This window comes from Frigidibacter sp., from assembly GCF_030695035.1.
GTDB lineage: Bacteria > Pseudomonadota > Alphaproteobacteria > Rhodobacterales > Rhodobacteraceae > Frigidibacter.
Genome location: NZ_JAUYTT010000015.1, coordinates 52,745 through 71,974, shown reverse-complemented (window position 1 = coordinate 71,974; position 19,230 = coordinate 52,745). Strand labels below are relative to the sequence as shown.

At 66.7% G+C, this 19,230-nt stretch carries 19 protein-coding genes and 1 tRNA gene; 10 read left to right on the top strand and 10 right to left on the bottom strand.

From position 1 onward, the window contains the following. Positions 1-100 precede the first annotated feature (100 nt). Together rpsO and pnp are read left to right on the top strand one after the other, a co-directional pair. Entirely contained in the window at positions 101-370 is a 270-nt protein-coding gene (gene rpsO, locus Q8S30_RS15770; protein WP_305666979.1) for a 30S ribosomal protein S15, read from the top strand. Positions 371-645: 275 nt separating this feature from the next. Next, positions 646-2,778, top strand: coding sequence for a polyribonucleotide nucleotidyltransferase (gene pnp / locus Q8S30_RS15765; RefSeq protein ID WP_305666978.1), 2,133 nt, complete (start codon positions 646-648; stop codon positions 2,776-2,778). Positions 2,779-2,877: 99 nt separating this feature from the next. Here the strand turns inward: pnp and Q8S30_RS15760 are convergent, their stop codons facing one another. Then, a complete protein-coding gene (locus Q8S30_RS15760) occupies positions 2,878-3,021 on the bottom strand; it encodes a hypothetical protein (protein WP_305666977.1) in 144 nt (47 codons plus the stop codon). A 107-nt stretch (positions 3,022-3,128) separates the two neighbouring features. On the opposite strand from Q8S30_RS15760, the gene Q8S30_RS15755 reads away from it, so the two are divergent. Both Q8S30_RS15755 and Q8S30_RS15750 read left to right on the top strand, forming a co-directional pair. Continuing rightward, positions 3,129-4,337, top strand: a complete 1,209-nt coding sequence (locus Q8S30_RS15755) for a GTP-binding protein (protein ID WP_305666976.1) — start codon at positions 3,129-3,131, stop codon at positions 4,335-4,337. Next, positions 4,319-4,645, top strand: a complete 327-nt coding sequence (locus tag Q8S30_RS15750; protein WP_305666975.1) for a DUF6525 family protein — start codon at positions 4,319-4,321, stop codon at positions 4,643-4,645. The genes Q8S30_RS15755 and Q8S30_RS15750 overlap by 19 nt, the downstream gene beginning before the upstream one ends. 21 nt (positions 4,646-4,666) lie before the next feature. Here the strand turns inward: Q8S30_RS15750 and Q8S30_RS15745 are convergent, their stop codons facing one another. The 5 genes from Q8S30_RS15745 to Q8S30_RS15725 all read right to left on the bottom strand — a co-directional run bounded on the left by Q8S30_RS15745 (position 4,667) and on the right by Q8S30_RS15725 (position 8,431). Next, positions 4,667-5,320 (bottom strand): peroxiredoxin, encoded by a 654-nt coding sequence (locus tag Q8S30_RS15745; protein WP_305666974.1) that lies wholly within the window; start codon positions 5,318-5,320, stop codon positions 4,667-4,669. A gap of 134 nt (positions 5,321-5,454) precedes the next feature. Then, on the bottom strand, positions 5,455-6,345 hold the full coding sequence (locus tag Q8S30_RS15740; RefSeq protein ID WP_305666973.1) for a glycosyltransferase family 92 protein: 891 nt from the start codon (positions 6,343-6,345) through the stop codon (positions 5,455-5,457). Positions 6,346-6,418: 73 nt separating this feature from the next. Further along, positions 6,419-7,147: a transporter substrate-binding domain-containing protein gene (locus tag Q8S30_RS15735; protein ID WP_305666972.1), complete on the bottom strand. Its 729-nt coding sequence runs from the start codon at positions 7,145-7,147 to the stop codon at positions 6,419-6,421. A 147-nt stretch (positions 7,148-7,294) separates the two neighbouring features. Beyond that, a tRNA-Pro gene (locus tag Q8S30_RS15730) sits at positions 7,295-7,371 on the bottom strand. Between the two features lie 58 nt (positions 7,372-7,429). Next, positions 7,430-8,431 (bottom strand): DMT family transporter, encoded by a 1,002-nt coding sequence (locus Q8S30_RS15725; RefSeq protein WP_305666971.1) that lies wholly within the window; start codon positions 8,429-8,431, stop codon positions 7,430-7,432. A gap of 205 nt (positions 8,432-8,636) precedes the next feature. On the opposite strand from Q8S30_RS15725, the gene Q8S30_RS15720 reads away from it, so the two are divergent. After that, positions 8,637-10,184 (top strand): Na/Pi cotransporter family protein, encoded by a 1,548-nt coding sequence (locus tag Q8S30_RS15720; protein ID WP_305666970.1) that lies wholly within the window; start codon positions 8,637-8,639, stop codon positions 10,182-10,184. On the opposite strand, the gene leuB is transcribed toward Q8S30_RS15720, so the two are convergent. Together leuB and Q8S30_RS15710 are read right to left on the bottom strand one after the other, a co-directional pair. After that, complete coding sequence (gene leuB / locus Q8S30_RS15715) at positions 10,185-11,294, bottom strand: 3-isopropylmalate dehydrogenase (RefSeq protein ID WP_305666969.1); 1,110 nt, start codon at positions 11,292-11,294, stop codon at positions 10,185-10,187. A gap of 367 nt (positions 11,295-11,661) precedes the next feature. Continuing rightward, positions 11,662-12,216 carry a YqgE/AlgH family protein gene (locus Q8S30_RS15710; RefSeq protein ID WP_305667036.1) on the bottom strand — a complete coding sequence of 185 codons (555 nt, stop codon included), beginning with the start codon at positions 12,214-12,216 and terminating at the stop codon, positions 11,662-11,664. 150 nt (positions 12,217-12,366) lie between these two features. Between Q8S30_RS15710 and Q8S30_RS15705 the strand changes: the two genes are divergently transcribed. Beyond that, positions 12,367-13,197 (top strand): protein-disulfide reductase DsbD domain-containing protein, encoded by an 831-nt coding sequence (locus Q8S30_RS15705; RefSeq protein ID WP_305666968.1) that lies wholly within the window; start codon positions 12,367-12,369, stop codon positions 13,195-13,197. Positions 13,198-13,273: 76 nt separating this feature from the next. On the opposite strand, the gene moaB is transcribed toward Q8S30_RS15705, so the two are convergent. Both moaB and Q8S30_RS15695 read right to left on the bottom strand, forming a co-directional pair. Beyond that, the gene (gene moaB / locus Q8S30_RS15700; RefSeq protein WP_305666967.1) at positions 13,274-13,801 is read right to left on the bottom strand and encodes a molybdenum cofactor biosynthesis protein B; all 528 of its coding nucleotides are present in this window, start codon (positions 13,799-13,801) and stop codon (positions 13,274-13,276) included. Continuing rightward, positions 13,798-14,577: a uracil-DNA glycosylase family protein gene (locus Q8S30_RS15695; protein WP_305666966.1), complete on the bottom strand. Its 780-nt coding sequence runs from the start codon at positions 14,575-14,577 to the stop codon at positions 13,798-13,800. Before Q8S30_RS15695 ends, moaB begins: the two co-directional genes overlap by 4 nt. Positions 14,578-14,691: 114 nt before the next feature. Here Q8S30_RS15695 and Q8S30_RS15690 point away from each other — a divergent pair, with 114 nt between their 5' ends. From Q8S30_RS15690 to plsY, 4 genes are read left to right on the top strand one after another with little or no spacing between them, the layout of a single operon-like run. Further along, positions 14,692-15,654: an aspartate carbamoyltransferase catalytic subunit gene (locus Q8S30_RS15690; protein ID WP_161346509.1), complete on the top strand. Its 963-nt coding sequence runs from the start codon at positions 14,692-14,694 to the stop codon at positions 15,652-15,654. After that, positions 15,651-17,315 carry a DNA recombination protein RmuC gene (locus Q8S30_RS15685; protein ID WP_305666965.1) on the top strand — a complete coding sequence of 555 codons (1,665 nt, stop codon included), beginning with the start codon at positions 15,651-15,653 and terminating at the stop codon, positions 17,313-17,315. Before Q8S30_RS15690 ends, Q8S30_RS15685 begins: the two co-directional genes overlap by 4 nt. 4 nt (positions 17,316-17,319) lie before the next feature. After that, the gene (gene pyrC / locus Q8S30_RS15680; protein WP_305666964.1) at positions 17,320-18,612 is read left to right on the top strand and encodes a dihydroorotase; all 1,293 of its coding nucleotides are present in this window, start codon (positions 17,320-17,322) and stop codon (positions 18,610-18,612) included. Next, a complete protein-coding gene (plsY, locus tag Q8S30_RS15675; RefSeq protein WP_305667035.1) occupies positions 18,612-19,220 on the top strand; it encodes a glycerol-3-phosphate 1-O-acyltransferase PlsY in 609 nt (202 codons plus the stop codon). The genes pyrC and plsY overlap by 1 nt, the downstream gene beginning before the upstream one ends. Positions 19,221-19,230 lie beyond the last annotated feature (10 nt).

Genomic DNA, 19,230 nt, shown 5'->3' with positions numbered 1-19,230 from the left:
CTATACGCGCGCATCCGCCACGCTCGGCGGTCAGCCTCCAAGGGCCTTGCTGGACGACATCCCGGCCTGCGCCATAACCCTTCCGTAACAGGAGATCCCGATGTCGATCACCGTCGAAGAAAAGAACCGCCTTGTCAGCGAATTCGCCACCAAGCCCGGCGATACCGGCTCGCCCGAAGTTCAGGTCGCGATCCTGACCTCGCGCATCGCCACGCTGACCGAGCATTTCAAGACCCACAAGAAGGACAACCACTCGCGTCGTGGCCTTCTGATGATGGTGGCTCAGCGCCGCAAGCTGCTGGACTACGTCAAGGGCAAGGACCAGACCCGCTACCAGTCGCTGATCGAGCGTCTGGGCCTGCGTCGCTAACCGCGACCCAAGGGTTCGACACGACGCCCGCGCCGAAAGGTGCGGGCGTTTTGCGTTTGGGCCCTGGCGGCACCGACCCTGCGGACATTGGCCAATGCCGGGGTGCGCGCAAACTCCCCGCTTCCAATCTCGGCCATTTTCCTGTAGGGCCCGCGCTATCTGCGACGTGACGCCCTTGGCCCCGGGCACATGCAAAGGATAGGGGCGGCGGCAATGGGGCCGCCAGACATCGGGAGACCCGGCAGGGGCCGGGAGAGCTCCCAAGAGGAATTTGAATGTTCAACGTTATCAGGAAATCCATCCAGTGGGGCAATGAAACGCTCACGCTGGAAACCGGCAAGATCGCGCGTCAGGCCGATGGCTCGGTCGTCGCCACGCTGGGCGAGACCAGCGTCATGGCGAACGTGACCTTCGCCAAGGAACCGAAGCCGGGCCAGGACTTCTTCCCGCTCACGGTTCATTACCAGGAAAAATACTACGCCGCCGGCAAGATCCCGGGCGGCTTCTTCAAGCGCGAGGCGCGGCCTTCCGAGAAGGAAACCCTCACCGCGCGCCTGATCGACCGGCCGATCCGCCCGCTGTTCGTCCCCGGCTTCAAGCATGAAGTGCTGGTGATGTGCACCGTGCTGTCGCACGATCTGGTCAACGATCCCGACATGGTCGCGATGATCGCCACCTCGGCGGCGCTGACCATTTCCGGCGTGCCGTTCATGGGCCCGATCGGCGCGGCCCGCGTCGGCTTCTCTAATGGCGCCTATGTCCTGAACCCCGAAGTGCAGGACATGGACAAGCTGCGCAACAACCCCGAGCAGCGGCTCGATCTGGTTGTCGCCGGCACCAAGGACGCCGTTATGATGGTCGAATCCGAAGCCTACGAGCTGTCGGAAGAGGAAATGCTGGGCGCGGTCAAGTTCGGTCATGACGCGATGCAGCCGGTGATCGACATGATCATCGACTTCGCCGAAGACAGCGCGAAAGAGCCCTTCGACTTCCAGGCTCCGGACTACTCCGCCCTCTACGCCAAGGTGAAAGCCGCTGCTGAAAAGCAGATGCGCGCCGCCTTCGCTATCAAGGACAAGCAAGAGCGGACCACCGCCATCGACGCCGCCCGCGCCGCCGCCAAGGCCGCGCTGTCGGACGAAGAGCTTGCCAACGCGAACCTCGGTTCGGCGTTCAAGAAGCTGGAATCCTCGATCCTGCGCGGCGATATCATCAACGGTGGCGCCCGCATCGACGGCCGTGACAACAAGACCGTCCGCCCGATCGTGGCCGAAGTTGGCATCCTGCCGCGCACCCACGGTTCGGCGCTGTTCACCCGCGGCGAGACGCAGGGCCTCGTGGTCACCACGCTCGGCACTGGCGATGACGAACAGATCGTCGACGCGCTGCACGGCAACAGCCGGTCGAACTTCCTGCTGCACTACAACTTCCCGCCCTACTCCGTCGGCGAAGTTGGCCGCGTCTCTGGCCCGGGCCGCCGCGAAATCGGCCACGGCAAGCTGGCATGGCGTGCGCTGCAGGCCGTCCTGCCCGCCGCGACCGACTTCCCCTACACCGTCCGCGTCGTGTCCGAGATCACCGAGTCGAACGGCTCGTCCTCGATGGCCTCTGTCTGCGGCGGCTCGCTGTCGATGATGGATGCCGGCGTTCCGCTGAAGGCTCCGGTTGCCGGCGTGGCGATGGGTCTGATCCTGGAAGATGACGGCCGCTATGCGGTGCTGACCGACATTCTTGGCGACGAGGATCACCTCGGCGACATGGACTTCAAGGTTGCGGGCACCGAAGCCGGCATCACCTCGCTGCAGATGGACATTAAGGTTGCGGGCATCACCCCCGCCATCATGGAACAGGCGCTGGCACAGGCCAAGGACGGCCGTCTGCACATCCTGGGCGAGATGGCCAAGGCGCTGGCTGCCGGCCGTCAGGAATTCTCGGCCCATGCCCCGCGCATCGAGACGATGACGATCCCGACAGACAAGATCCGTGAAGTGATCGGCTCGGGCGGCAAGGTCATCCGCGAGATCGTGGAAGTGTCGGGCGCCAAGGTCGACATCAACGACGATGGCGTCATCAAGATCGCTTCGGCCAACTCCGAGTCGATCAAGAAGGCCTATGACATGATCTGGTCGATCGTGGCAGAGCCGGAAGAAGGCAAGATCTACACCGGCAAGGTCGTGAAGCTGGTCGATTTCGGCGCCTTCGTGAACTTCTTCGGCAAGCGCGACGGCCTTGTGCATGTCTCGCAGATCTCCAAGCAGCGCCTGAAGCACCCGAATGAAATCCTGACCGAAGGTCAGGAAGTGAAGGTGAAGCTGCTGGGCTTTGACGATCGCGGCAAGGTGCGCCTCGGGATGCGGATGGTCGACCAGACCACCGGCGCCGAGATCAGCGACTCCGACGAAGCCTAACCCTAAGGCTGCAGCAGCAAATAGAGAGGCCCCGGCAGAGACTGCCGGGGCCTTTTCACGTCGGCACGCAGGGCGCCAACGGACTGCATCAGAGGCGCCTTAAAACACGCCCATGAGCAGCAGAATGATGATCACCACGCCGGGGACGCCCAGCAGCCAAAGAAGGATAGGCATTGCGTTTCTCCTCATATTACCTGCCATCACAACCGCCTCGCCCGCCGCTGGTTCCGAACGGGCGATCATCCGGCGCGGCGTTGGTCCGGCAACAGCGTGATCCTCCCCACTCACTATCGATTGTAATGTTATAACACATCATGTTAGAAGCTCCGGATCATTCCGGGAGCCCATCCATGACCACCGCCACCGACCCCCGCCTGCCCGTGACCGTCCTCTCCGGCTTCCTCGGCGCCGGCAAGACGACCCTCCTCAACCACATCCTGAACAACCGCTCCGGCCGCCGCGTCGCCGTGATCGTCAACGACATGTCCGAGGTGAACATCGACGCAGACCTCGTGCGCGAAGGCGCCGGCCTGTCGCGGACCGAGGAAAAGCTGGTCGAGATGACCAATGGCTGCATCTGCTGCACCCTGCGCGATGACCTGCTGGTCGAGGTGCGCCGCCTCGCTGCCGAGGGGCGCTTCGACTACCTGCTGATCGAATCCACCGGCATCGCCGAACCGCTGCCCGTCGCCGCCACCTTCGACTTCCGCGACGCGGAGGGGGGCAGCCTGTCCGATGTCGCCCGGCTCGACACGATGGTGACGGTGGTCGACGCGATCAACCTGCTGAAGGACTTCGCCAGCCATGACTTCCTGACGGACCGCGGCGAGAGCCTGGGGGATGCCGACAACCGCACCCTCGTGACCCTGCTCACCGACCAGATGGAATTTGCCGATGTGGTGATCCTCAACAAGATCACCGATGCCGGGCCCGATCGCGCCGAGGCCGCCCGCCGCATCGTCCGCGCCCTCAACCCCGATGCGCTGCTGATCGAGACCGATCATTCCGCGGTGGACCCCGGCCAGATCTTCGACACCGGTCGCTTCGATTTCGACCGGGCGCATGAGCATCCGCTTTGGGCCAAGGAACTCTATGGCTTCGCCAATCATGTCCCGGAGACCGAGGAATACGGCATTTCCTCCTTCGTCTACCGTGCGCGCCAGCCCTTCGATCCCGCCCGCGTCCATGCGGTGCTGACCGGCGACCTGCCCGGCGTCATCCGCGCCAAGGGGCATTTCTGGCTGGCGACAAGGCCCGACTGGGCGGTGGAGTATTCGCTGGCCGGGGCCGTCTCCTCCATCACACCGCTTGGCGGCTGGTGGGCCAGCGTCCCGAAAGCCCGCTGGCCCAAGCATCCCGAGGCGATGGCAGAGTTGCAGGCAAAATGGCTCGACCCCTGGGGCGACCGCCGGCAGGAACTGGTCTTCATCGGTTCGGGCATGGACCGCGCCGCAATCACCGCGGCGCTCGATGCCGCGCTGGTCCCCGCCACCGATTTCCGGCCGCGCGACTGGAAGCACATGTCCGACCCCTTCCCGGCATGGAAGAAGGGCGCCTGACGATGCGCCGCAACCTCGCCAGCAGCCTGCGTTGCCGCTCTCGCGCCGCGCCAATGGCCGCGCATGACCGCCTGCCCCCTCCCTTGCGGGACTGGGCCGCCACCGCCGCCCTGCCGTGGAGCGCGGCGTCCCTGCTGCGCCTCTGGCAGCGCGCCCTGCGCGAAACCGGATGCGAGGCCCGTGCCCGCGCCCGGCTTGACGCGGCCGAGGCGCGGCTGCTGGCCCGCGATGCCGCGCGCATCTGGGGGCCCGGCCATCCCGCCACGCTGAACATGCAAAAGCCCCCGTCACCGGGGGCCTTCACATAATCCTGAATTTTCAGGAAAGTCTTAGGCCGGCGCCTTGGCGAACCGCAGATAGGGCAGCTTGATGTCCAGCTCGCCGTATTTCGCCGTCGCCTCGTCGGTCGGAACCGACAGCGCCACGATCACGTCCTGCCCCGGCACCCAGTTGGCCGGGGTGGCGAACGGCACGCCATCCGTCGCCCGCACCGCATCCAGCGCGCGCAGCACTTCGGCGAAGTTGCGGCCCACCGACATCGGATAGGTCATCGTCAGCCGCACCTTCTTGTCCGGCCCGATGATGAACACCGTGCGCACGGTCGCCGAATGCGCCGGGGTGCGGCCGTCGGGCAGATAGGCATCGGCCGGCAGCATGTCATAGGCCTTGGCCACGGTCAGCGAGGTATCGTCGATGATCGGGAAGTTAGCCGGGACGCCCGCGAATTTCTCGATATCCGCCATCCACTTGTGATGTTCTTCGACGCTGTCCACCGACACGCCGATCACCTTGGTCTTGCGCGCCTCGAACTCGCCCGCCAGCTGTGCCACCGCGCCGAACTCGGTAGTGCAGACCGGGGTGAAGTCTTTCGGATGCGAGAAGATGATGGCGTAGCTGTCGCCGATCCAGTCGTGAAACTTGATCGTGCCGGCGGTCGACTCGGCGGTGAAATCGGGGGCGATATCGTTGATGCGCAGGCCCATGTTCGGCTCTCCTGTAAAGATTCGCTGTCCCCTCCGAGATAGTCGAACCGGAACAGGATTTCAGCCCCCGTGTTGCCCTGCCCCGCAAAAGGAAAGAAATCCCCTGCCGGACGCGCAAACGCGAACAACCGCCCTCAACGGCCGCTGCGCGCCAGAAACTCCGGCGCGCTGCGATCCTCGATCTCGCCCGCCTCGATGTGCGCCACCTTGCGCATCACCCGGCGCAGATGGTCGGCATCGGGCGTCGTCAGGTTCGGCCCCCGCGCGATCTTGGCGCGCAGCTCTGCATCGGACCGCGTGTAGTAATGGTTCAACTGGATATGATCCGCCGAATAGAACGCCGCCGCCTCGCGCCCCGCCGCGCTGAACTGCTCGCCGCGGTCATTGCAGGTCGCATCGCTGCCACCCGTCCAGATCGTATGCACCCGGATCGCCGTCACATGGCAGGGGTCCACGATCATCTTGAAGTTCCTAAGGCCCTTGGCCGCGCTCATCGGATCCGGGTTCCGTCGGGTGTAATTCGCCACCACCCCACCTTCCGGTGCCTCCCCATGCCCGTTCCGGCCGAACATGTGCCAGGGCAGGCTGATATTCCGGCACCCTTCCAGATGCGCCAGCGCCTCCGTCAGGCTGTTCGCCCGCTTCGGCACCAGAAACTCGTCGACATCCAGATAGCTCATCCAGCGGAACGCCCCGCCAAAGTTGCGCGTGGCATGGGCATAGGCCAGCACCTGATTGTGGATCTCGGCTGTCCCCGCCAGCAGCTTCTGGTCCCACGGGATCACCACAGCCATCCCCGGCACCGCCGCCTCCAGCGCCTCCAGCGTGCCATCCGTGCAGCCATTGTCATAGACGATGAAACGCGAAACCCCCGCCGCCGCGTGGAACCGCGCCCATTCCCCGATATGCCGCGCCTCGTTCCGCACGATCAACACCAGCGCGAGCCCCGCCCGCCCCGGCTGCGCCACCGGCGGAACCAGCCCGATCCGGGTAATGGCGCGCTTGCGCCCGAACAATCGCAGCATAGGTCCTCCGGCCAAGGGTTCCACCTTGGCATAGCAGCGCGGCGGGGGGTTGGCAAAGGCGGGGGCTCGGGCCTTATGCCGTTCCGGCAGCCTTGGCCTCGCTCACCAGATCAACCTCACGATCCGAAAAGCCATACCCTTCCGCCACGCTGCGATGCTCCGCCGAGCCAAGGAACCTGGCCAGCACCTCGTTGACGCGCCCCAGAAGCTCCCGGTCCCCCAGCGCAACAGCGAAGGCTCCGAACGCCGGCGGCTTCTCCGCATAGGGCACGTCCACCGCCTCAAGCCCCCAGCCCGGGTTCTGTGCCAGGAACCCCGCATGGGCGCGGGCAACGCTGGCATAGCCATCGGCGTGCCCGTCCCGCACCGCGTCGGCAGCCTCGGCATAGGTCTCGAAAATCCGCAGCCGCTCTTCCGGCACCCCAAATTCAGCGGCGGATCGGTGCTGGATCTGGTCACGGATCACCGCCAGCACCGCCGACCCATGCGCAGCCACCGAGCGATAGCCGACAAGGCCCAGCGGATTGCCCTGGCGCACCAGCAACCCGTCCGGCAGCGCCCAGATTGGACGGGTAAATGCCGCAACCCGTCGGCGCTCCGCCGTTGCGAAAAGGCCCGTCGTCATCTGCCAGCGCCCCTCCGAAAGCCCGGGGAGAAGCTGCGCGAACTCGGCCTCCACCGGCTCGAACGGCGCACCCAGCTCTGCAAACACATGCCGTGCGATCTCGACGTCATGGCCCAGCACCGCACCCGAAGCATCCCGGTAATTGAACGGCGGCTCTATCAGATAGGCGAATTTCATCCCGCATCCCCTGCAATACCGACAGCGCGACGCACCGCGAAGATTGAACAATCGATGTCTGTATCAGATCAAGCCGGACGTCCCGCCCACCATGAAGGCGGTCACCGTCCCAAATGCGAAATCCCATCGGAAGCCCCGGGATTTCATTGGTCGGAGCGAGAGGATTCGAACCTCCGACCCCCTGCTCCCGAAGCAGGTGCGCTACCAGGCTGCGCTACGCTCCGACCGTGAGCGGCGAGTTACCGGGTCTCGCGCGCATTTGCAAGGGGCATCGCACGCCCCTTAAGCGCCGCGCCCACTACCCGAGCCGGTCATCGTGCGGTCGCCGCCCAGCCGCAAGATGCGCTGCAGCAGCCCGGCGCGCGGGGTGGTCACCGTCTCTTGCCGCAGCCGCGTCTGCAGCACCGGCTGGTTCTGCGACGCATCGGACCGGCTCTCGCGGAACAGGATGTACAGGCCCGAGCCGATGATGATCGACGCGCCCAGCACGGTGCCGCCGTCCAGCCGCTCATCGAACAGGAACCAGCCATAGCCCGTCGCCCACAGGATCTGCGAATATTGCATCGGCGCCACGATCACCGCCTCGCCAGACCGGTAGGCGGCAATCACCAGCAGCGAACCCGCAATCCCGAACAGCGCGATGATGCAGATCAGCCCCAGATGCGCCAACGGCATCGGCTGATAGACGAAGGGCAGCAGCGCCCCCATCGCCAGAAAGTTGCCCACCATCGGGAACAGCAGCAGCACGACAGACCGTTCCTCGCTGCCGATCTTGCGCACGATGACGGAGGCCAGCGCCCCGGTCATGGCCGAGATCAGCGCCGCCAGATGGCCACTGCCAAGCTCGGTCGAGCCCGGCCGCAGCACCACCATCACCCCCACCAGCCCGCAGATCACCGCCGCCCAGCGCCGCAGCCGCACCGTCTCGCCCAGCAGCGGAATGGCAATCACGGTAATCAGCAGCGGCGTGGCGAACAAGATCGCATAGGTCTGCGCCAGCGGCAGTTCCGAAAACGCATAGAAGGCCGTCACCCCGCAGGTGACGGTGCAAACGGTGCGCAGCAGGGTCCACCACGGATGCACCGGCCTGAGCGTGCCCGAGGTCCGGTCGCTGAGCAGGACCACCGACACCACCGGAAAGCTCATCAGCGCGGCGAAGAACACGATCTGGATGGCGGAGTAGTCCTCGCCCAGCAGCTTCACCACCACGTCATGCGTGGCATAGATGCCCATGGCTGCCAGCGCCAGCACCGCGCCGCGCAGGCTTGAATTGCCAATCGCCATGGTGATTGCCTTCCTTCGCTGGGTGCCGGGCCAATTCGCTCCGGGCGACCGTCTCCGCCCGTGCTGCCAGATTTGCCCCGGCAACTCAACGCGCCTTTGCCGCCGCGGCGTCCCTTTCGCAAACGCAGCATTCTTGCCCCGGGTTCCCCGCTCTGCGATCCTGCAGGCGGCGCGGCGATCACTGCTGCCCGAGGGAGCGAAACCGATGACGGAAAACCTGCTGCTGCTGGCCGGCGGCATCGGCCTCTACATCCTCGGGATGCAGATGATGACCGACGCCCTGCGCCAACTCGCCAGCCGCCAGTTGCGCGAGGCGCTGCGCCGCTTCACCACCTCGCCCCTCTCGGGCGCGGTGACCGGGGCCGCCGCCACCGCCGTGGTGCAATCCTCCAGTGCGGTGCTGGTCACCACCATCGGTTTTGTCGGGGCCGGGCTGCTGACCTTCCCGCAGGCCATCGGCATAATCTACGGGGCCAATGTCGGCACCACGATCACCGGATGGATGGTCGTGCTGCTGGGGGTCAAGCTGCAGCTGGGAACGGCGGCGCTGCCGATGCTGTTGGCGGCGGCCCTGCTGCGGGCGCTGGCGGGTGGTCCTTGGGCGCGGGCCGGCACGCTGCTGGCCGGGTTCAGCCTGATCTTCCTGGGCTTCGACCTGATGCAGCAGGGCACCGGAGCCTTCGAATCCTGGATGGTCTTCGACCGCCTGCCCGGCGACACGCTGGCCGGGCGGCTGGCGCTTCTGGGCATCGGCATCGGCGTCACGCTGGTCATCCAGTCCTCCAGCGCCGGGGTGGCGATGGCGCTGGTGTTGCTGACCTCGGGCGCGATCTCCCTGCCGCAGGCGGCGGCGATGGTGATCGGCATGGATATCGGCACCACCTTCAAGTCGCTGATCGCCACCATCGGCGGCTCGCGCGACATGCGCCGCACCGCCATGGCCCATGTCGCCTACAATGTGGTGACCGGACTTGCCGCCTTCGCCGTGGTCGGCTGGGCCGCGCCCGCCATGGCGGTGCTGACCGGGGGCGACGCGCCTGCCGCGCTGGTCGCCTTCCACACCGCCTTCAACCTCTTAGGGGTGATGCTGATGCTGCCCCTCACCGCGCCCTTCGCCCGGCTGATAGAGCGCCTTGTGCCCGGCCGCGGCCCCAGCCTGACCCAGAAGCTGGACCCCGCCCTGCTGGCCGATCCCGGCGCCGCACTCGATGCCGCTGGGGCCGCGTCCGACGCCATCGCCTCGGCGCTCTGCGCCGCCCTCGGCGCCCGGCTCGGCCCGTCAGCCGATCCCGCCCCACTCGAGGAGCTGACGCCCCTGCTTGGGCCCGCCCTCGACGATCTCGAATCCTTCCTGACCCGCATCCGCGTGGCCGAAGGCGACGCCGCCACCCTCGCCCGCCGCTCCGCCGCGCTGCACCGCTTCGACCACCTGCAGCGCCTCGCCCACCGCGCCGCACAGACGGAGCGCATTGCGCTTCTCCCCCGCGACCCGGTACTGCGCCGCCCCGCTGCCGCCTTCGGCGCCGCCCTCACACGCGCCGCAAATGCCCCGCGAGACCCGGCGACCGCCCGCCAACTGGCCCGGCTCGAAGCAACCATCCTCCACCGCGCCCATCGCCTGCGCCGCTCGGCCCTGCTGCGCGAACATGCCGGTCTCGTCAGCCCCGAGGGCGTCTTCGACCTCACCGACGCCTCGCGCTGGCTGACCCGCTCGGCGCATCACGCCGAACGGATCGCGCACTACGCGCAGTAGTTAAAGGCTGGCGTCCAGCGCCTTCACGATCAGGTCGCCCATCTCGGCCGTGCTCACCGGCACGCCGCCTTCCGGCCCCATCAGGTCCGCCGTGCGCGCGCCATCCGCCAGCACCGCTTCCACCGCCCGCTCAACCCGCGTCGCTTCCTCACCCAGATCGAACGAATAGCGCAGCGCCATCGCAAAGCTGAGGATGCAGGCGATCGGGTTGGCCTTGCCCTGCCCGGCAATATCCGGCGCCGAGCCGTGCACCGGCTCGTACAAAGCCTTCGGCCGACCCGTCGCCGTCGGCGCCCCAAGGCTGGCGGAGGGCAGCATCCCGAGGCTCCCCGTCAGCATCGCGGCGCAGTCGGACAGCAGATCCCCGAACAGGTTGTCGGTCACGATCACGTCGAACTGCTTGGGCCAACGCACCAGCTGCATCGCCCCGGCATCGGCATACATGTGGCTCAGCTCGACATCCGGGTATTCGTTGTCATGCACCCACTGCACTTCCTCGCGCCACAAGATGCCCGATTCCATCACATTGGCCTTCTCCATCGAGCAGACCTTGTTGCCCCGCCGCCGCGCCAGCTCGAAGGCCGACCGCGCCACCCGGCGGATCTCCTCGGTGGTATAGCGCTGCGTGTTCACGCCCACGCGCCCGCCTTCATTGTCCGGGAAAATCCCCCGCGGCTCGCCGAAATACACGCCCGAGGTCAGCTCGCGCACGATCATGATGTCGAGGCCCGCGACGACCTCCTTCTTCAGCGAAGAGAAATCCGCCAGCGCGTCAAAGCACTGCGCCGGGCGCAGGTTGGAAAACAGGTCCATCTCCTTGCGCAGGCGCAAAAGGCCCCGCTCGGGCTTCACGCTGAAATCCAGCACGTCATATTTCGGCCCGCCGACAGCGCCCAGCAGCACCGCATCCGCGGCCTGCGCCTTGGCCATCGTCGCATCGGTCAGCGGCGTGCCATGCACGTCATAGGCAGACCCGCCCACCAGATCATCCTCGACATCAAAGCCGATGCCGCGCTTGTCGCCGAACCAGCCGATGATCTTCTTGACCTCGGCCATGACCTCGGGGCCGATGCCGTCGCCGGCCAGGATAAGGATCGAGGGATTTGCCATATGTCCTCCAAGGGCCAGCAGCGCAGCGCCGCCCGGCCAAACTGCGAAAAGCGTCGGGCACCGGCCTAGCCAATGGCTCTCGCAGGGTCAAGCGCGGGGCCGGAATGCCGCCCATTGAAAGCACGTCCGTTTTGCGCGCGACTTCCGAAACTGGCGCCCCGGCGCGATCAGGCGGCTTGCCAGTGGCAAGCCGACCGCGCCGGTTGCCCGAAGGCGCAAGCCGCAGGGCAAGGGGGGTGCCGCTTGGACTGGCAGTGCCAAATTCTGATGAGACCGCCAAGGTGGGCACGCATGTGCCCGCCCCCGGAGGGCGGTCACATCAGAATTTCGTCGACGGCCGAAATTCTGGAAGGCAAGCGTAGCGCCCCTACGCCCGCCCCGCCGAAGCCGACAGCCCCACCGGGTCCACCCCCAGCGTCCGCAGCGCCTGCTCCCACTTGGCCGAGTTCTGCGCCGAAAACACCAGTTCCGGCCCCGCCTCGGCTGTCAGCCAGCCGTTGCGCAAGATCTCCGACTCCAGCTGCCCCGGCCCCCAACCCGCATAGCCCAGCGCCATGATGAACCGCGCTGGCCCCTGCCCCTCGGCAATCGCCTGCAGAATATCCATGGTGGCCGTCATCGAGAACCGCGCATCCACATGCAACGTCGCATCCCCGCCCGGATAGTCCGCGCTATGCAGCACGAAGCCGCGCCCATGCTCCACCGGCCCGCCGAAATGCACGCGGATATCGGCCCCGCCCGGCCCCTGCTGCACCCCCAGCTGCGCCAGCAGATGCGAGAAGGACAGGTCATGCGCCGGCTTGTTGACGATCAGCCCCATCGCCCCATCGGGCGAATGCGCACACAGGTAAATCACGCTCTTGTCAAAGCGCGGGTCACCCATGCCGGGCATGGCGATCAGCAGTTTTCCGGTCAGGTCCATGCACTCTTCCATGCCCCGACCATCGCGCCACGCCCCGCCCTGCGCAAGAGGATGAGGTGGCGCAGCAGCCACAGTCGCGGCCCATTGGCGGAAATGTGACTTCCCTCTGGGCCAGCGGGGGATAAACCTCGCGCCATGATTGCACACCCCTTGGCCCACACTGCCCGCCGCCCCGCCGCGGCCCTTCGCCGTTATGCCGCGGCCCTTGCGCTCTGCCTGTCCGCGGCTGGCCCCGCTGCGGCCGATGCGGTGCCGGACAATCTGATCCGCGCCGGCTTTCTTGGCGGCTGGACCACGGACGGCGGCACCCAGATGGCCGCGCTGCGCCTCGATCTGGCCGACGGGTGGAAGACCTATTGGCGCGCCCCCGGCGATGCTGGCATCCCCCCGCAATTCGACTGGTCGGGCTCGCAGAACGTCGCAGCGGTCCGCTTCCACTGGCCCACGCCCGAGGTGTTCTACCTGAACGGGATGCGCACCATCGGCTACACGCATCAGTTGGTGCTGCCGCTGGAAATCACCCCGCGCGACCCCGCCCAGCCGATCCACCTGCAGGCCAGCATCGACATGGGCGTGTGCAGCGACATCTGCGTTCCGGTCTCGCTGCAGCTCGGCGCGGATATCCCCCGCGGCGGCGCGCCGGATGCGTCGATCCGCGCCGCGCTGGCCGATCAGCCGATGGCGGCCAAGTCGGCCGGTCTCAGCGGGCTCCGCTGCGAGGTAGAACCGATCCGCGACGGGCTACGCCTCACCGCCCAGATCGACCTGCCGGGCGGGGCCGAGGATGTGGCGGTGTTCGAAACCGCCGATCCAGAGCTCTGGGTCTCCGAATCGGAAACCCGGCGCGAGGGCGGGCGGCTGGTCAGCACTTCTGACCTGATCCCGGCGCGGAACGGCCCGGTGGCGCTGGACCGCTCGCGCATCACCATCACCGTTCTGGGCGACGGCCGCGCCGTTGAACTGCGCGGCTGCCCCAGTTAAGGGGCTATTCCTGACTGTTCCAGTTTACATACGGTATCTGTATGGGTTCCGTATGGTTTCTGTATAGCACCCGAGCCTACTTCCGCCGCCGATGCTCCTCCAGCCGCGGCAGGATCTCGACAAAGTTGCAGGGCATGTGCCGGTAGTCCAGCTGCAGGCTCAGGATCTCGTCCCAGGCGTCCTTGCAGGCCCCCGGACTGCCCGGCAAGGCGAACAGATACGTGCCCCCCGCAACCCCGCCGCAAGCCCGGCTCTGCACCGCGCTGGTGCCGATTTTCTTCATGGAAACAAGGGTAAAGACTGTCCCGAACGCCTCGATTTCCTTCTCATAAACGTCCCGGTGCGCCTCCACCGTCACGTCCCGCCCGGTCAACCCGGTGCCCCCCGTGCTCAGGATCACATCGATCCCCGGATCGGCAATCCATATGCGCAGTTGCGCCGCAATCTGGTCCCGCTCATCAGGCAAGATGTGCCGAGCGGCCAGAATATGACCAGCACTTTCAATGCGTTGCACCAAAGTATCGCCAGACCTGTCTTCCGCCAGCCCCCGCGTGTCCGACACCGTCAGCACCGCAATCCGTACCGGAATGAACTCCCTCGTCATGCCCCGCTCCTCAACCGCGCCTGCACCGCCAGCAAATCCGCCCAGGCCTCCCGCTTCGCCGCCGGATTGCGCAACAGATAGGCCGGGTGCGTCATCGGCAAAGCCGGCCTGCCAAAGGCGTTAACCCATTGACCACGCAGCTTCAAAATCCCCACCTGCCCCAGCGCGGCACTGCAGGGCGTGTTCCCCATCAGCACGATGATCTCCGGCTCCGCCAGCGCCACATGCCGCTCCAGAAACGGCAGCATCATCGCAATCTCCGCCGCCTCCGGCGTCCGGTTCCCCGGTGGCCGCCACGGCATAACGTTCGTGATATACAAGGACTTAGCCGGATCCTCGGCTCCCCGCACCAGCCCGATCGCCGCAAACATCCGGTCCAGCAGCTGCCCCGCCCGCCCCACGAAGGGCTTGCCCTCGATATCTTCATCCCGCCCCGGCGCCTCGCCGATCACCATCACCCGCGAGGCAGGATTTCCGTCTGAAAACACGAAGTTGCGGGCGCCCTTGCGGATCTCGCAATGCTCGAACGCCCCCTGCGCCTCGGCAAGTTCCGCAAGGCTCTGCACCCCCCGCACCGCCGCCCGCGCCTCGGCCACGCAGTCCACTTCCCCCACCGGCAACGCCACAACCGCAGGCGCCGCCACCTCGGCCTTCCGCGGCACTTCGGCATACCGATCCACTGGCACATCCCCGATCGCCTCGGTCGCGCCAAGCTCCATCTGCCATTCCAGCATGGCCCGAAGTGTCAGGGAATCGAGGTGGGAAAGATCAGGCATCAGCATGCCCGCAAGCTAGGCCCCCCGGCCAGCCAGGTAAAGCGCCCGCGACCTTGCCGCGCGCCGAGGCTTTTGCGATAAGCGCGCAACCGATCCAGCCACAGGAACCCGCCCATGTCCTTTCGCGCGCGTCACCTTCTGGGCATCGAACATCTCGCCCCCGACGAGATCCGCACCATCCTTGACCTTGCAGATCAATATGTTGACCTGAACCGCCGCACCATCAAGCGCACCGACGCGCTGGCGGGGATGACGCAGATCAACATGTTCTTCGAGAACTCCACCCGCACCCAGTCCAGCTTCGAACTCGCCGGCAAGCGCCTTGGTGCCGACGTGATGAACATGACGATGGCCCAGTCCAGCGTGAAGAAGGGCGAGACACTGATCGACACCGCCCTGACACTGAACGCCATGCATCCCGACCTGCTGGTGGTGCGGCACGGCGCCAGCGGCGCGGTCAACCTCTTGGCCTCCAAGGTGAATTGCGCTGTGCTGAATGCTGGTGACGGGCGGCACGAGCATCCCACGCAAGCGCTGCTCGATGCGCTCACCATCCGCCGCGCCAAGGGCCGGATCCACCGGCTGACCGTGGCGATCTGCGGCGACATCGCCCATTCCCGCGTGGCCCGCAGCAACCTGATCTTGCTGGGCAAAATGGAAAACCGCGTGCGCCTGATCGGCCCGCCGACCCTGATGCCTGCGGGCGTCGCCGAGTTCGGCTGCGAGGTTTATGACGACATGGCCGCAGGGCTGAAGGATGCCGATGTGGTAATGATGCTGCGCCTTCAGAAAGAGCGGATGGATGGCGGCTTCATCCCCTCGGAACGCGAGTATTTTCACCGCTTCGGCCTCGACGCCGAAAAACTCGCCCATGCCAAGCCCGATGCCATCGTCATGCATCCCGGCCCGATGAACCGCGGGGTCGAGATCGACGGCACCATCGCCGATGACATCAACCGCAGCGTCATTCAGGAGCAGGTGGAGATGGGCGTTGCCGTGCGTATGGCCTGCATGGACCTTCTGGCCCGCAACCTGCGCGCCGAACGCGGCCGCGCGGCGCTTGGAACAATGGTATGACGCCGCTGATCGAGTTTGCCGCCCGTCTCGACGCCGCCGGCCCGCCCTGGCTGCCCTGGGCGGCGCTGGCGCTGCTTGCGCTTCTGGTGCTGGCCCTGATGATCTGGCGGCGCTCTGGCGCGCTGGCCTTGGCCGAGGCCCGTGCCGCCCGCGCTCAGGAAGCCGAGGCGGAACGTGGCCACGCCCTGCACCAGATGGAACTGGAGCTCGCCCGCGTCTCCGCGCTGCTGACCGGCTCGGTGGATGAGGCGGCGCGGTTGCAAACGGCCTTGTCCGACACCGACGCGCGGGCCCTTGAGGCGCAGCGCGTCCGGTATGAAACGGCGCAGGCCTTGTCGCAGCGCAGCGCAGAGCTGGAGGCCGCAGCCGCCCGCGCGGCCCGTGCCGAAACCGCACTACTCGAGGCGAAGGGCCATATCGAAAAACTGCGCGAAACCATGGACCTGCGCGTCCTCGACATGCAAAAGCGCGCCGCGACGGCCGAGCGCGACCTTGCCGCCCTCCGTGCCCAATCCGACCAGCAGCGCCTGTCGGGCGAAGAGAAGATCGCGCTTCTGAGCGCCGTGCGCGAGGATATGCAGCACAAGTTCAAGGAACTGGCGGACCTGTCGCTGAAGACCACCGGCGAGGAACTGACCCGCGCCAGCCGTGAGCGGCTGGAGGCGGCGCTGAACCCGCTGAAGGAGCATGTCGCCCACTTCCAGGTCGAGCTGAAGGCCGTCCATGAGGGCGCGCTGCGCGACCGCCAGGCGCTGAAGACCGAGATCGAGATGCTGTCGCGCCGGTCCGAGGAGGTCTCCAAGGAGGCCGTCGCCCTGACCCGCGCGCTGAAGGGCGACAAGCAACGGCAAGGCGCCTGGGGCGAGATGATCCTTGAATCGCTGCTGGAACGCTCCGGCCTGCGCAAGGGCGAGGAATACACCACGCAAGACAGCCATGCTGGCGATGAGGGCGGGCGCCTGCGGTCGGACGTGATCGTGCGGATGCCCAATGGCTCGGCGCTGGTGATCGACAGCAAGGTGTCGCTGGTCGACTATGAGACCTGCGTGAACTCTGAGGACGAGGTGCAGGCCACCGCCGCGCGCCGCCGCCATGTGACGGCGTTGAAGTCGCATGTCGATACCATCTCGAAGAAGGACTACGCCCGGCTGGTCGGCCACAGCGTCGACTACACCGTGATGTTCGTCCCCATCGAGGGCGCCCTGTCCGAGGCGCTGCGCGAGGCGGGCGACCTGACCGGCTATGCGCTGGACAAGTCGGTGATGATCGCCACCCCGACCACGCTGATGATGGCGCTGCGCACCATCGCCAGCACCTGGACGATCGAGCGGCGCAACCGCAATGCCGAGGACATCGCCAACCGGGCCGGGCTGCTGTACGAAAAGGTTGCGGGTTTCATCGACGCGATGGAGTCGGTCGGTGCCAATCTGGGCAAGGCGCAGAACGCCTATGGCACCGCGATGGACCGGCTGGTGCGCGGCAATGGCAATGTGCTGGCGCAGGTGGACAAGCTGAAACGGCTGGGTGCCCGCACCTCGAAAACCATCCAGACCGACTTTGACGCGGAACCGGATGAGACCGGCGACATTCCCGAACTTGGCGCCGATCCTGGCGACGATCCCGCGCGACTGCCGCCCGCCAATGCCGATGCTGCGGAGTGACCCGATGACCACGACCTACCTTGAAAACGCCCGCCTGATCGACCCAGAGGCTGGCACGGAACGCACCGGCAACCTGATCCTTCATGGCGGGGTGATCGCGGTGGTGGATGCGCTGTCTGCCCCCAAGGGCGCGCGGATCATCGACTGCGCCGGCAAATGCCTCGCCCCCGGCATCGTCGATATCGGCGTGAAGGTGGGTGAGCCGGGCGAGCGGCACAAGGAAAGCTTCCGCTCTGCCGGTCTTGCTGCGGCGGCGGGCGGCGTCACCACCATGATCGTGCGCCCCGATACCGACCCGGCGCTCGACACCCCCGAGATGCTGGAATTCGTCACCCGCCGCGCCGCCAGCGCCAGCCCGGTGCGCATCCGCCACATGGCCGCGCTGACCAAGGGCCGCGCGGGCCGCGAGATGACCGAGATTGGCTTCCTGCTGGACGCAGGCGCCGTCGCCTTCACCGATTGCGACCATGTCGTCACCGATACCAAGGTGCTGTCGCGCGCGCTGACCTATGCCCGCAGCCTTGGCGCGCTGGTGATCGGCCACCCGCAGGATCCGGGCCTGTCCGCCGGCGCCGCCGTCACCACCGGCAAGTTCGCCAGCCTGCGCGGGCTGCCCGGCGTGTCACCGATGGCTGAGCGAATGTGCCTCGACCGCGATCTGGCGCTGGTGGAGATGACGGGGGTGCGCTGGCATGCCGACCAGATCACCTGCGCCCGCAGCCTGCCGCCGCTGGAGCGCGCCAAGGCCAACGGCCTCGATGTTACCGCGGGCGTTTCCATCCATCACCTGACGCTGAATGACCTTGATGTCGGGGACTATCGCACCTTCTTCAAGGTCAAGCCGCCGCTGCGCGATGAGCAGGACCGACTGGCGGTGGTCGAGGCGGTGGCGAGCGGGCTGATCGACATCATCAGCTCGATGCACACCCCGCAGGATGAGGAAAGCAAGCGCCTGCCCTATGAGGATGCGGCCAGCGGCGCGGTGGCATTGCAGACGCTGCTGCCCGCGGCGATGCGGCTCTACCAGTCCGGCCATATCGACCTGCCGCAGCTGTTCCGCGCCATGTCGCTGAACCCGGCCAAGCGCCTCGGCCTGCCGCAGGGCCGCCTTGCAGAAGGCGCCCCGGCCGATCTGGTGCTGTTCGATCCCGATGCGCCCTTCGTACTCGACCGCTTCACCCTGCGCTCGAAATCCAAGAACACCCCCTTTGACGGGCAGCGGATGGAGGGCAAGGTGCTGGCAACTTTCGTGGGCGGGGAACAGGTCTTCGGGCCGGATCAGGGAGAGGCCGCATGATGCCGGTATTCGAGTCTGGCGCGCTGGCGCTGCTGCTGACGGCGGGGCTGGCCTATCTGCTGGGGTCTGTGCCCTTCGGCGTGCTGATCACCCGCATGCTGGGCCTTGGCGATCTGCGCGCCATCGGGTCGGGCAATATCGGCGCCACCAACGTGCTGCGCACCGGCAACAAGGGCGCGGCGGCGGCGACACTGATACTTGACGGCGGCAAGGGTGCAGTGGCGGTGCTGCTGGCGCGCGCTCTGGTCGGGCCGGATGCAGCACAGCTGGCGGGGCTTGCGGCGTTCCTGGGCCACCTCTACCCGGTCTGGCTGGGCTTCAAGGGCGGCAAGGGGGTTGCGACCTTCCTTGGCACGATGCTGGCGCTGGCCTGGCCGGTGGGGGCGCTGTGCTGCGCCACATGGCTCGTAGTGGCGATCACCAGCCGCTACTCCTCGCTGTCGGCGCTGGTCGCGGCGGCAACTTCGGTGCTGTGGATGCAGCTGACCGGCAATAGCAGCATGATCCTGCTGGGGATGATCCTGACGGCGCTGGTCTACCAGCGCCACTGGGCCAACATCCAGCGCCTGCGCGCCGGGACCGAGCCCAAGATCGGCAAGAAGGGCTAGGGGCGCGCGG